Source organism: Pseudomonas sp. TWI628, assembly GCF_039673865.1.
Taxonomy (GTDB): Bacteria; Pseudomonadota; Gammaproteobacteria; order Pseudomonadales; family Pseudomonadaceae; genus Aquipseudomonas.
In genome coordinates, this window is sequence record NZ_JBDJMM010000007.1 from 139,573 (window position 1) to 151,617 (window position 12,045).

Annotated in this window: 12 protein-coding genes; 5 read left to right on the top strand and 7 right to left on the bottom strand. The window is 63.4% G+C overall.

Going from position 1 to position 12,045, the window contains the following annotated elements; translation table 11 throughout:
• Window positions 1-55: 55 nt before the first annotated feature.
• From ABE528_RS07660 to ABE528_RS07670, 3 genes are read right to left on the bottom strand one after another with little or no spacing between them, the layout of a single operon-like run.
• The gene (locus ABE528_RS07660; protein ID WP_027920981.1) at window positions 56-646 is read right to left on the bottom strand and encodes a YggT family protein; all 591 of its coding nucleotides are present in this window, start codon (window positions 644-646) and stop codon (window positions 56-58) included.
• 10 nt (window positions 647-656) lie between these two features.
• The gene (proC, locus tag ABE528_RS07665) at window positions 657-1,475 is read right to left on the bottom strand and encodes a pyrroline-5-carboxylate reductase (protein ID WP_152955539.1); all 819 of its coding nucleotides are present in this window, start codon (window positions 1,473-1,475) and stop codon (window positions 657-659) included.
• Window positions 1,476-1,513: 38 nt separating this feature from the next.
• On the bottom strand, window positions 1,514-2,200 hold the full coding sequence (locus ABE528_RS07670; RefSeq protein ID WP_346652584.1) for a YggS family pyridoxal phosphate-dependent enzyme: 687 nt from the start codon (window positions 2,198-2,200) through the stop codon (window positions 1,514-1,516).
• Window positions 2,201-2,266: 66 nt separating this feature from the next.
• Here ABE528_RS07670 and ABE528_RS07675 point away from each other — a divergent pair, with 66 nt between their 5' ends.
• A complete protein-coding gene (locus tag ABE528_RS07675; RefSeq protein ID WP_346652585.1) occupies window positions 2,267-3,265 on the top strand; it encodes a PilT/PilU family type 4a pilus ATPase in 999 nt (332 codons plus the stop codon).
• Window positions 3,266-3,315: 50 nt separating this feature from the next.
• Here the strand turns inward: ABE528_RS07675 and ABE528_RS07680 are convergent, their stop codons facing one another.
• Window positions 3,316-3,945 carry a C40 family peptidase gene (locus tag ABE528_RS07680; RefSeq protein ID WP_152955542.1) on the bottom strand — a complete coding sequence of 210 codons (630 nt, stop codon included), beginning with the start codon at window positions 3,943-3,945 and terminating at the stop codon, window positions 3,316-3,318.
• Between the two features lie 166 nt (window positions 3,946-4,111).
• Here ABE528_RS07680 and ABE528_RS07685 point away from each other — a divergent pair, with 166 nt between their 5' ends.
• Window positions 4,112-4,531: a TM2 domain-containing protein gene (locus ABE528_RS07685; RefSeq protein WP_152955543.1), complete on the top strand. Its 420-nt coding sequence runs from the start codon at window positions 4,112-4,114 to the stop codon at window positions 4,529-4,531.
• 56 nt (window positions 4,532-4,587) lie between these two features.
• On the opposite strand, the gene ABE528_RS07690 is transcribed toward ABE528_RS07685, so the two are convergent.
• The 3 genes from ABE528_RS07690 to ABE528_RS07700 form a co-directional block, all read right to left on the bottom strand.
• Window positions 4,588-5,289, bottom strand: a complete 702-nt coding sequence (locus ABE528_RS07690; RefSeq protein ID WP_346652586.1) for an SPOR domain-containing protein — start codon at window positions 5,287-5,289, stop codon at window positions 4,588-4,590.
• Between the two features lies 1 nt (window position 5,290).
• Window positions 5,291-7,027, bottom strand: coding sequence for an arginine--tRNA ligase (gene argS, locus ABE528_RS07695; RefSeq protein ID WP_152955545.1), 1,737 nt, complete (start codon window positions 7,025-7,027; stop codon window positions 5,291-5,293).
• Window positions 7,028-7,135: 108 nt separating this feature from the next.
• The gene (locus ABE528_RS07700; RefSeq protein WP_346652587.1) at window positions 7,136-9,355 is read right to left on the bottom strand and encodes a primosomal protein N'; all 2,220 of its coding nucleotides are present in this window, start codon (window positions 9,353-9,355) and stop codon (window positions 7,136-7,138) included.
• Window positions 9,356-9,522: 167 nt separating this feature from the next.
• Between ABE528_RS07700 and rpmE the strand changes: the two genes are divergently transcribed.
• From rpmE to ABE528_RS07715, 3 genes are all read left to right on the top strand, one after another.
• Entirely contained in the window at window positions 9,523-9,738 is a 216-nt protein-coding gene (gene rpmE / locus ABE528_RS07705; RefSeq protein ID WP_027920990.1) for a 50S ribosomal protein L31, read from the top strand.
• Window positions 9,739-9,740: 2 nt separating this feature from the next.
• A complete protein-coding gene (locus tag ABE528_RS07710; RefSeq protein ID WP_152955547.1) occupies window positions 9,741-10,562 on the top strand; it encodes a thermonuclease family protein in 822 nt (273 codons plus the stop codon).
• Window positions 10,563-10,741: 179 nt separating this feature from the next.
• Window positions 10,742-12,010 (top strand): malic enzyme-like NAD(P)-binding protein, encoded by a 1,269-nt coding sequence (locus ABE528_RS07715; protein ID WP_152955548.1) that lies wholly within the window; start codon window positions 10,742-10,744, stop codon window positions 12,008-12,010.
• Window positions 12,011-12,045 lie beyond the last annotated feature (35 nt).

A 12,045-nucleotide genomic window follows, 5' to 3' on the forward strand; every position in this document is an offset into this window, starting at 1 on the left:
CCCCCCAGCGGCAAGCGAAGGCTTGCCACTGGGGTTAAGCAGCGGTGCTTGAGGCTCAGATCATCCGCCACAGTTCCTGTGGCATGCCCGCATAGGCAGCCAGCGGCGGCATGACGAACGACTGGATCACCTGGATCGCCAGGAAGGCGAAGATCGGCGAGATATCCATGCCGCCCAGGTTGGGCACGATGCGGCGGAACGGTGCCAGCACCGGTTCGCTGATCTGCCAGGCAAGCTCCGCAGCCGGGTTGTGGCTGTTCGGTGCGACCCAGGAAACGATCACCATGACGATCATCGCCACCCAGAAGATCTTCAGGAACAGCGAAGTGATGCCGATGATGGCCCACATCAGCAGGTGCAGAACGTCGCCGAAGGTACCGTAGGTGACCATCAGCACGAAGCCCATCAGCAGCGCCTGGATGACGATCGCCAGCAGCAGCGACGAAGTGTCCAGGCCACCGATGCTGGGGATCACCCGACGGATCGGCTTGAGCAGTGGCTGGGTCGCACGCACGGCGAACTGGCTCAGTGGGTTGTAGAAGTTGGCCTTGACCAGTTGCAGTACGAAGCGCAACAGAACGATCACCAGGTACAGGCTGACCAGGGTTTGCACCACGAAGATCGCGGCGCCGGACAGTGCATTCATCAACAGCTCCTTATTTGCCCAGTTGTTCGGCCAGCTCGGCGGAACGCTTCGACGCCGCTTCCAGCGCCTGCTCGACGATGGCTTCGAAGCCATTGCCCTGGAACGACTTGATCGCCGCCTCGGTGGTGCCAGCTGGCGAGGTGACACGGCGGCGCAGCTCAGCGGCGTCGACATCGCTGGCCACGGCCATGCGCGCGGCGCCCAAGGCGGTTTGCAGGGTCAGTTGCGAGGCGGTTTCGCGTGGCAGGCCCAGTTTTTCGCCAGCGGCGGTCATCGCTTCGATCAGCAGGAAGAAGTAGGCCGGGCCACTGCCAGAGACCGCGGTGACGGCGTCCAGTTGTTGCTCGTGCTCCAGCCACAGGGCGGTACCGACTGCCGACAGCAGTTGTTCGGCCTGCTGGCGTTGTTCGGCGGACACCTCAGCGGTGGCGTACAGGCCGCTGACGCCCTGGCGCAGCAGCGCCGGCGTGTTGGGCATGCAGCGTACCACCGGGCGGGCGCCGAGCCAGGTCTGCAGGCTGGCGCAGGTGATGCCGGCGGCGATCGAGACGATCAGTTGACCGGCTGCCAGGTTCGGCTTCAGCGCCTCGCACACGGCCTTCATGACCTGTGGTTTGACTGCCAGCACGACCACGTCGGCACCGGCAATGGCCTGGGCGTTGTCTTCGAACACCTCGATGCCGTGTTCGGCCTGGACGCGGGTGCGGGTCTCGGCGCCGGGGTCGCTGGCACGGATCTGCGCCGCGTCCAGGCCCTGGGCACGCAGGCCGCCGATCAGGCTGGCGGCCATGTTGCCGGCGCCGATAAAGGCAATACGTGTCTTGCTCATGTCAGGTCCTTGAAGGAAAGAGTGAGTAAAGCATGGAATCAGACGGGGCCGTAATTGCGCGCGCCGAACAGGGCGGTACCGATACGTACCCAGGTCGCTCCCTGAGCGATGGCCGCCTCCAGGTCGTGGCTCATGCCCATCGACAGGGTATCCAGGCCAAGGCCCAGGCTTTCCTGAAGCTGGCGCAGGCTGGCGAAGGCGGCCTCCTGGGCGGCACGATCTTCGCTCGGCTCGGGGATTGCCATCAGCCCACGCAGGCGCAGGTTTGGCAGTGCCGCCACGGCCTTGGCCAGTGCTGGCAGGTCGGCCGGGGCGCAACCGGACTTGCTGTCTTCGCCACTGACGTTCACTTGCAGGCAGATGTTCAGCGGTGGCAAGCCCGCAGGGCGCTGTTCGGACAGGCGTTGGGCGATCTTCAGGCGGTCCACGGAGTGTACCCAGTCGAAATGTTCGGCAATGGCTTTGGTCTTGTTCGACTGAATGGGGCCAATGAAGTGCCAGATCAAGGGCAGGTCGCGCAGTTCTTCCTGCTTGGCCAGGGCTTCTTGCAGGTAGTTTTCACCGACATCACGCACGCCGGCCGCGTGGATTTCGCGAATGGCGCTGGCCGGTTTGGTCTTGCTCACCGCCAGCAGCTGGACGCTGGCCGGGTCGCGTCCGGCAGCCTGGGCGGCGCTGTGGATGCGGGCGGCTAGGGCGGAAAGGTTGTCTGCTATGGTGGACATGGATCGATGCCGTCGGCTCTGGAGATCTTCGGCATTCTACCTGCTTGATGGCTATTGGGGAGTCTCATGGACGTGACCGACCTGTTGGCCCGGGCCGTGGAGGCAGGCGCGAGCGACCTGCATCTGGCTGCGGGCGAGATACCGATGCTGCGCGTGGATGGCGAGCTGCGGCGCATGGCGCTGCCGAGCGTGACCTCAGCAGCTTTGAACGCCGCACTGACGCCGCTGCTCGACGAGGGCCAGTGCCGACAATGGTTGCAGGGCGATGAGCTGGATCTGGCGCTGGAGTTGCCATCACTGGGGCGTTTTCGTCTCAATCTGTTTCGACAGCTGAACGGCCTGGCAGCCACGTTTCGCCTGATTCCGAAACGTATTGCCGGTGTCGATGACCTTGATCTTGAAGAAGTGTTTCAAGCCGTTGCGCAGCATGCGGATGGCCTGGTGCTGGTAGGCGGCCCGACCGGTAGCGGCAAGTCGAGCACCCTGGCGGCACTGATCGACCGGCTCAATCGAGAGCAGGCGCAGCATGTCATCACCCTCGAAGACCCTGTCGAAGTTATCCACAGCAGCCAGCGCAGCCTGGTCAACCAGCGTGAGATTGGCCGGCATTGTCGTGACTTCGCTCAAGGGCTGCGCAGTGCCCTGCGTCAGGACCCGGATGTGATCATGATTGGCGAACTGCGCGACCTGGAAACCATCCGCCTGGCGCTGCGCGCAGCGGAGACCGGGCATCTGGTACTGGCCACGGTGCATACGCGGTCGGCCGCCAGCAGCATTGACCGGCTGGTAGAGGTGTTTGCGGCAGAGGAGAAACCGTTGGTGCGGGCGATGCTGGCAGAGTCGCTGAGGTTGGTGGTGGCGCAGGTGCTGCTCAAACGTGTGGGCGGCGGCCGAGTGGCTGCGCGAGAAGTGCTGGTGGCGACACCGGCGGTGCGCAATCTGGTACGTGAGGGGCGCATGGCGCAGTTGGGTTCGGTGATGCAGGCCGGGGCGGCGGAGGGGATGCGGACGATGGAGGGGGCGATGCGGGGGCTGAGGGCGAAAGGATTGATCGGCGATCTCTAGGGCCTGTTCCAACCTCTTCGCGGGCAAGCCCGCGAAAAGGTTGGAACCGATTAGCGCTTGGCCAGGCTCAGCTGTTGCTGCTCTTTCGGCAACACGCGTTTGGCAACCACATAATGCTGCTGCCAGTAAGGCTTGCTCAGGCTGTCGATACTCACCCGCTTGCCGGTGCGCGGCGCATGGATGAAGCGGTCGTTACCCAGGTAGATGGCAACGTGATTGACCCGGCGGCTCTTGATGTTGAAGAAAATCAGGTCGCCTGGCTTGAGGTCGCCCTTGGCCACCTTCACCCCATGGCCCTGGGCCATGGCGTTGGACGTACGCGGCAAGTCGACGTCTGCCACGTCGTTGAAGGCGTACTTGACCAGCCCGCTGCAGTCGAACCCTTTTTTCGGGTTGCTGCCGCCCCAAACATAAGGGGTACCGAGCACATTGACCGCACGGCTGAGCACATCGCTGCTCTGCTTCGGCGACATCGCCGCAACGGCAGGCAGGTTGTGGCCCTTGCCCGAATAGTTCGAGCGTGCATGCAGCGTGGTCTGCTTGACGGGCGCATGTTTCACCGAGGCATTGCTGGTGTAGCCGGTGAAACCATTGGGAAGACGTTGCTCACGATTGGTGGCGTGGGCGGCCAGGGGCAATAATAGGCAGAGGGTCAGCCATGTCTTGAAGAAAGGCGGCATAGATGAAGCTCTTATGAATGTTTATGTGTTTGGCGCGCAACTTTATAACAGCTTTTTGCTCCCTTTCAGGGCCGTTGGTCGATTGTCATGATGCCGTACGTCGGCCTGCTACGGAAAAGTCACATTTTTGTTTAGAAAATTTTCGGATAACCCACGAGGGCTATGCATGAACAGTTATCAACAGGGGACGCCGTACCACGACACCCACAGCAAGGTCATCGGTTACCTGCTGTGGATCTTCGGCTTCACCGGCTCGCACCGCTTCTACTACGGCAAGCCGATCACCGGGACGATCTGGTTCTTCACGCTGGGGCTGCTCGGCATCGGCTGGCTGATCGACCTGTTCCTGATCCCGTCGATGGACCGTGAGGCCGACATGCGTTTTCAGTCCGGGCGCATCGACTACAACATCGCCTGGATCCTGCTGACCTTCCTGGGCATTTTTGGCGTGCATCGCCTGTACCAGGGCAAGTGGATCTCGGCGATCATCTACTTCTTCACCGGCGGCCTGTGCCTGGTGGGTGTGCTGTATGACTTCTGGACCTTGAACAGCCAGGTTTCCGAAGCCAACGCCCGCAGCCGATAAGGCACCTGGCGCCCACAAAAAAGGCCTTGTCGCGCTATGCGGCAAGGCCTTTTTCGTTACTGGCGGGTCTGTCGCTGCTGCAGCAGCAGGTTGCTGAACCCGGCCCCCGCCAGCTGTTTCTGCGCCACGGTCAGCTGTTCGCGGTTGCTGAATGGCCCGACCAGCACGCGGTACCAGGTTTCTTCCTTGACCGTACCCGACTCGACCTTGACCACCTGGCCGAGCAGGATGATCTGCGCGCGGACCTTGTCGGCGTCTGCCTGCTTGCGGAACGAACCGGCCTGCAGGAAGTACTGCGTGGTCGCCGCTGGCTTGATCACCGGTGGTGCTGGTGGTGGCGTCTGCCCCAGCAGTGCAGCCTGGGCGCGAGCGGTGTCGATTTTCGCCGCTTCGGCTGGTGTGACCGGGGTCACCGGCTGCGCAGGCACAGGCGGGGTCTTCTCCGGCACGGCCTCAGGCGGCACGATCACCTCGGACTCCGGCAGCAGGGTGTAGAAGTCGTACTTCGGCTTCACCGGCTGCTGTGGTGTTGCAGGGGTGGTCGACTTGCTGGCCTCGGCCACCTTCTCCGGCTTCTGCTGCTCGGGCTTGGTGCGCTTGATATCACCGCCACCGGGTTCGAGCTTCATCAGGAAGACGATGAAAGCACCGACCGTCAGGCCGACCGCCAGCCATACCCAGCCGGGGATCGGCTGCTTGGCTGGGGCCGTCTGGCGGCTGGCGCCGCGTTTTGGTGCTGGTTTTTTCTTGGCAGCCAACTTACATGCGCTCCAGGGTTTCCAGGCCGAGCAGCTCCAGACCTTGCTTGAGGGTGCGACCGGTCAGGGCAGCCAGGCGCAGGCGGCTCTGCTGCTGTTCCGGCGTTTCGGCGGCGAGGATCGGGCAGTTCTCGTAGAAGCTCGAGAACAGGCCGGCGAGGTCATACAGGTAGCTGCACAGTACGTGCGGGGTACCCTTGTCGGCGACGCTGTTGAGGATCTCGCCAAACTGGGCCAGGCGCGCGGCCAGGTCCTGCTCGTGAGCGGCCTGCAGCACGATGTTGCCGTCGACTTCGTCGAAGCCCTTGCCCAGTTTGCGGAACACGCCGGCGACGCGGGTGTAGGCATACAGCAGGTAAGGCGCAGTGTTGCCTTCGAAGTTGAGCATCAGTTCGAAGTTGAAGCTGTAGTCGCTGGTGCGGTGCTTGGACAGGTCGGCGTATTTCACTGCGCCGATCCCTACCACTTCACCGATGTGGCGCAATTCGTCTTCAGCCAGGCTCGGGTTCTTTTCCTTGACCAGCGCGTAGGCGCGCTCCTTGGCCTCGGTGAGCAGGTCGATCAGCTTCACGGTGCCGCCGTCGCGGGTCTTGAACGGGCGGCCGTCGGCGCCGTTCATGGTGCCGAAGCCCATGTGCTCCATCTGCATCGGGTGGCCGACGAAACCTGCACGGCGGGCTACTTCGAACACCTGGTTGAAGTGCAGGGCCTGGCGCTGGTCGACGAAGTACAGGGCACGGTCGGCCTTGAGTACGTTGCTGCGGTAGCGCACCGCAGCCAGGTCGGTGGTGGCATACAGGTAGCCGCCGTCAGCCTTCTGCACGATCACCGGCAGTGGCTCGCCTTCGCTATTCTTGAATTCTTCGAGGAACACGCACTGTGCGCCCTGGTCCTCGACCAGCAGGCCCTTGGCCTTGAGGTCGGAGACCACGTTGGCCAGGTCGGCGTTGTAGGCACTTTCGCCCATCACGTCGGCCATGGTCAGCTTGACGTTGAGCAGTTCGTAGGTCTTCTGGCAGTGCGACAGCGAGATGTCCTTGAAGCGCGTCCACAGGGCCATGCACTCCGGGTCGCCGGCCTGCAGCTTGACCACCAGGCCACGGGCGCGGGTGGCGAACTCTTCGGATTCGTCAAAACGCTTCTTGGCGGCGCGGTAGAAGTTTTCCAGGTCCGACAGCTCGTCGCTGGTGATCGGGTTTTCTTCCAGGTAGGCCAGCAGCATGCCGAACTGGGTGCCCCAGTCGCCTACGTGGTTCTGGCGGATCACTTCGTCGCCGAGGAACTCCAGCACGCGCGCGACGCTGTCACCGATGATGGTCGAACGCAGGTGGCCGACGTGCATCTCCTTGGCCAGGTTCGGTGCCGACATGTCGATCACCACCTTCTGCGCAGGGCCGGCCTTGCGTGCACCGAGGTGGGCGTCGGCCAGGGCGGCGTCCAGGCGGTTGGCCAGGGCATCGGTGTTCTGGAAGAAGTTCAGGAAGCCTGGGCCGGCGATCTCGACCTTGCTGATGTCGGCGCTGGCCGGCAGTGCATCGATCAGTTTCTCAGCCAGGTCACGCGGCTTCATGCCGGCCGGCTTGGCCAGCATCATGGCGATGTTGCTGGCGAAGTCGCCGTGGGTCTTGTCCCGGGCGTTTTCCACCTGGATCGCCGGCGACAGCCCTTCAGGCAGCACACCGTCGGTGACGAGTTGGGTGAGGGCTTGCTGGAGCAGCTGGCGAATGGTGTCTTTCATGGGGATCTCTTTTCGACCGCAAGCGCGGTGGAGCGCCTGGATGCGCAGGTGGAAAAACTGGGCATTATCCGTTGCCGGGGGCGGGTTGCCAACCTTTGCGGCCGAAGCTTAATAAAGGTCGACCGGGTCGACATCCAGTGACCAGCGTACCTGGCGCCCGCTCGGCAGTTGCTCCAACACTAGCAACCAGGCGCTGATCAGTCGATGCAAGGGGGCTCGGGTGTTGGCCTGAATCAATAATTGCGCCCTGAAGCGACCGGCGCGCCGCTCCATGGGTGCAGGCACCGGCCCCAGCAGTTCGATGCCGGGCAGGCGCTGTTCGGCGACCAGGCGTTCGGCGGCGGCGCAGGCTTCGTCGAGGAAGCCTTCGGCCTGGCCGGGCTTGTGCGCTTCGGCACGCAGCAAGGCCAGGTGGGAGAACGGTGGCAGCCCGGCATTGCGGCGTTCGTCCAGGGCCTGCTCGGCAAAGGCGAAGTAACCTTGTTCGGTCAGTTGCACCAGCAGCGGGTGGTCGGCCAGGTGGGTCTGAATGATTACCTTGCCGGGCTCTTCGGCGCGCCCGGCCCGGCCGGCCACCTGGACGATCAGTTGGGCCATGCGCTCGCTGGCGCGGAAGTCCCCCGAGAACAGCCCGCCATCGGCGTCGAGAATGGCGACCAGCGTCACCCTTGGGAAGTGGTGACCCTTGGCCAGCATCTGGGTGCCGACGAGGATGCTTGGCTGGCCACGCTGGATGGTGCTGAACAAGGTGTGCATGGCGTCCTTGCGCGCCGTGCTGTCGCGGTCCACGCGTAGAATCGGGTAATCGGGGAACAGCACTTTCAGGCGCTCTTCGGCACGTTCGGTGCCGGCGCCTACTGGCCGCAGGTCGACGTGGTTGCACTGCGGGCACTGCTGCGGCAGGCGTTCGTCGTAGCCGCAGTGGTGGCAGCGCAACACGCCAGAGCGCTGGTGCACGGTCATGCGGGCATCGCAGCGTGGGCATTCGGACAACCAGCCGCAGTCATGGCACAGCAAGGTTGGGGCAAAGCCGCGGCGGTTGAGGAACACCAGGACTTGCTGGCCGGCCTCCAGGGTCTGGCGGATAGCCTGCTGCAACGGGCCACTGATACCGCTGTCCAGCGGCAGGCTCTTGACATCCAGGCGCAGCATGCGCGGTGGGCGGGCGCCACCCGCGCGCTGGTTCATGCGCAGCAGGCGATAGCGGCCGGTGAGCGCGTTGTGCAGGGTTTCCAGCGACGGCGTGGCGGAGCCGAGCAGGATGGGGATGTTTTCCTGGTGGGCGCGCACCAGCGCGAGGTCGCGGGCGTGGTAGCGCAGGCCTTCCTGTTGCTTGTAAGAGCCGTCGTGCTCTTCGTCGATGATGATCAGGCCGGGGTTCTTCATCGGCGTGAACAGCGCCGAGCGCGTGCCGATGATGATGTCGGCCTCGCCGTCGCGGGCGGCCAGCCAGGCATCGAGGCGCTCGCGGTCGTTAACGGCCGAATGCAGCAGGGCGATGCGGGCGTTGAAGCGCTGCTCGAAGCGCGCCAGGGTCTGCGGGCCGAGGTTGATCTCGGGGATCAGTACCAGCGCCTGCTTGCCAGCTTCAAGGGTTTCACGGATCAGTTGCAGGTATACCTCGGTCTTGCCGCTGCCGGTGACGCCGGCCAGCAGGAAGGCGCCGAAACCGCCAAAGCCCTCGCGCACGGCATCGAAGGCTTCGCGCTGCTCTTCATTGAGCGGCAGTTCCGGCTGCGCCAGCCAGTGCTCGTGGCGGTGGGCTGGCAGGTGGCGGCGTACTTCCAGCTGAACCAGCTCCTTGGCCAACAGCAGGTCGAGGCTGTCCTTGTTCAGGTTGAGCTTGCTCAGCAGGCTGTGCGCCACGCCGTGCGGGTGCTGGGCCAGGGTCTTGAGGGCGTCGCGCTGGCGCGGGGCGCGGGCGATGCGCGGGTCCTCCAGGCGTGCGCCGGGCGCCACGTGCCAGAAGCGTTCCTGGCGCATTTCGGCAGGTTCACCCTGGCGCAACAGCGTGGGTAGCGCCCAGCTCAGGGTATCGCCGAGGCTGTGCTGGTAGTACTGGGCAGTCCACAGGCACAGCTTGAACAGCGATGCCGGGATCGGCGAAACCGGGTCGAGCAAGGCACTGGCAGGCTTGAGCTTGTCGGCAGGCACTTCGCTCTGCGCGCACACTTCCACCAGCACGCCGATCATTTCACGGCGCCCGAAAGGCACGCGGATGCGCATGCCAGGGGTCAGCACCTGACGCGCCATGCTCGCAGGCGCCTTGTAATCGAACAGGCGGCGCAACGGGGAGGGCAGGGCAAGGCGCAGGATGACGTCGGACACGCGGCAGGTCTCGGAGGGTGTTTCAAAGACTGGCGAGCCTAGCAGACGACGGTCGGTGCAAGCGACAACTTGCGTTGGCGTGGTGCTCTGGTATTATTCGCCGCCTAATTACGTGCGGTATTCAACAATAGGTGTTGGGTGGCGGCACGCAGCTCGAGGAAGTGACCATGAAAGAAGGTATCCACCCGAACTACGAAGTAGTTGCAGTCACCTGCAGCTGCGGTAACAAGTTCGAAACTCGTTCGACCCTGGGCAACACCCTGGCGATCGACGTTTGCAACCTGTGCCACCCGTTCTACACCGGTAAGCAGAAAGTCCTGGACACCGGTGGTCGCGTACAGAAGTTCGCCGATCGCTTCGGTATGTTCGGTACCAAGAAGTAATCATGCGCATGGCGAATCCTTCGGGCTTCGCGTTGTTGCTGAAAAAGGCGCCCCTTGTGGGCGCCTTTTTTGTGGGCGCAATCTGGCAGCTCCCGGCCCTGGCGTTCTGCCCGTTGCCGGTGCAACCACAGCAGGTGGCGGTGCGCCAGGTGGTGGATGGCGACACGCTGCGCCTGACCGACGGTCGCAGTGTGCGCATGATCGGCATCAATGCCCCGGAAATCGGGCGCAAGGGGCGTAGCAGTGAACCCTATGCCGAGGCTGCCAGGCAGCGCCTGCAGGCATTGGTCAAGGCCAGTGACGGGCGCGTCGGGCTGGTGCCGGGTGTCGAGGGCAAGGACAAGTACGGTCGTACCCTGGCGAACATCTATGGGCGTAATGGCGACAATCTCGAGGCGCAGCTGCTCAGCGAAGGGCTTGGCTATCACGTAGCGATCGCCCCCAACGTGCGCCTGACGGGCTGCCAACAAGCGGCGGAGCGGGCGGCGCGCGAGGCGCGGGCAGGTCTGTGGCGCAGTTCGCCAGTGCTCAAGGCGGTAAACGTGAAGCAATCGGGTTTCGCCGTTGTCGCAGGCACTATCCGGGGCATCGAGCGCAATCGTGGCGGTATCTGGCTTGAACTGGATGATACTGTGGTGCTGCAGATTCCCGCTCGTCTGCAACGCACCTTCCCCGCCAGCTTCTTCGCTAACCTCAAAGGACGCCAGGTCGAGGCACGCGGCTGGGTGCGGGATCGTTCCCGTAAGGGTGGGCTCAAGCCTGGGCAGCGACGCTGGGTGTTGCCGCTAACCGATCCCGGGATGCTGGAGCGTACTTCAGGCTGAAAAGATGTAGACAGTTCGCTATCGGATTGTACACACTGTGAGTCGAATGCCCCCGTGCGTGATAGCTTAAAGTCGTAGGCCAAAGGCCTTGACACAAGTGACTGACCAGTCTTGTGGCCCCCCGGCTCTTTGCGTATCCTCGGCGGTCCGTCAGAACAGTAAATAGCGGAATGCCCACCATGTCAGACCTGAAAACCGCCGCTCTCGAATACCACGCTCAACCTCGTCCGGGGAAACTGAGCGTCGAGCTCTCCAAGCCCACCGCCACCGCCCGCGATCTCGCCCTGGCCTACAGCCCAGGTGTTGCAGAACCCGTGCGTGAAATCGGCCGTGATCCTGAGCTGGCCTACAAATACACCGGCAAGGGCAACCTGGTCGCGGTTATTTCTGATGGCACCGCCATCCTCGGTCTGGGTGACCTCGGCCCACTGGCCTCCAAGCCAGTGATGGAAGGCAAGGGCGTTCTGTTCAAGCGTTTCGCCGGTATTGACGTGTTCGACATCGAAGTCGAATCGGAAAGCCCGCAGGCTTTCATCGACACCGTTCGCCGCATCTCGATCACCTTCGGTGGCATCAACCTCGAAGACATCAAGGCCCCAGAGTGCTTCGAAATCGAACGCACCCTGATCGAGCAGTGCGACATTCCGGTATTCCACGATGACCAGCACGGCACCGCGATCGTCACCGCAGCCGGCATGATCAACGCCCTGGAAATCGCTGGCAAGAAGCTGGAAGAAGCCAAGATCGTCTGCCTGGGTGCCGGCGCTGCCGCTATCTCCTGCATGAAGCTGCTGGTCAGCATGGGCGCCAAGGTCGAGAACATCTTCATGATCGACCGCAGCGGCGTGATCCACGCTGGCCGCGACGACCTGAACCAGTACAAGGCCCAGTTCGCCCACGCTACCGACAAGCGCACCCTGGCTGATGCCCTGGACGGTGCTGACGTGTTCGTAGGCCTGTCCGGCCCGAACCTGCTGAGCCCGGAAGGCCTGAAGTCGATGGCTGCCAACCCGATCGTGTTCGCCTGCTCGAACCCGGACCCGGAAATCTCCCCGGAGCTGGCTCACGCCACCCGCAACGACGTGATCATGGCTACCGGTCGTTCCGACTACCCGAACCAGGTCAACAACGTGCTGGGCTTCCCGTTCATCTTCCGTGGTGCCCTGGACGTTCGCGCCAAGCGCATCAACGAAGAAATGAAGATCGCCGCCGCCATCGCTCTGAAAGACCTGGCCAAGCTGCCAGTGCCGAAGGAAGTCTGCGAAGCCTACGGTGTTGAAGGCCTGGAGTTCGGTCGTGAGTACATCATTCCGAAGCCGTTGGACGCTCGCCTGATCACCGTCGTTTCCGACGCCGTGGCCAAGGCCGCCATCGAATCCGGCGTGGCTACCCTGCCGTATCCGAAGCACTACCCGCTGAACAGCGTGGATGAAGTGTTTAACGGCTGATAGTAGCTGCAGCTATAGCAAAAAGCCCCGGCTCG

Bases quoted from the DNA above. Each gene is read 5' to 3' on its own strand.
- ABE528_RS07675 (WP_346652585.1), top strand. From the start codon at position 2,267: ATGGACGTGACCGACCTGTTGGCCCGGGCCGTGGAGGCAGGCGCGAGC.
- proC (WP_152955539.1), bottom strand. From the start codon at position 1,475: ATGAGCAAGACACGTATTGCCTTTATCGGCGCCGGCAACATGGCCGCC.
- rpmE (WP_027920990.1), top strand. From the start codon at position 9,523: ATGAAAGAAGGTATCCACCCGAACTACGAAGTAGTTGCAGTCACCTGC.
- ABE528_RS07680 (WP_152955542.1), bottom strand. From the start codon at position 3,945: ATGCCGCCTTTCTTCAAGACATGGCTGACCCTCTGCCTATTATTGCCC.
- ABE528_RS07715 (WP_152955548.1), top strand. From the start codon at position 10,742: ATGTCAGACCTGAAAACCGCCGCTCTCGAATACCACGCTCAACCTCGT.
- ABE528_RS07685 (WP_152955543.1), top strand. From the start codon at position 4,112: ATGAACAGTTATCAACAGGGGACGCCGTACCACGACACCCACAGCAAG.
- ABE528_RS07670 (WP_346652584.1), bottom strand. From the start codon at position 2,200: ATGTCCACCATAGCAGACAACCTTTCCGCCCTAGCCGCCCGCATCCAC.
- ABE528_RS07710 (WP_152955547.1), top strand. From the start codon at position 9,741: ATGCGCATGGCGAATCCTTCGGGCTTCGCGTTGTTGCTGAAAAAGGCG.
- ABE528_RS07660 (WP_027920981.1), bottom strand. From the start codon at position 646: ATGAATGCACTGTCCGGCGCCGCGATCTTCGTGGTGCAAACCCTGGTC.
- argS (WP_152955545.1), bottom strand. From the start codon at position 7,027: ATGAAAGACACCATTCGCCAGCTGCTCCAGCAAGCCCTCACCCAACTC.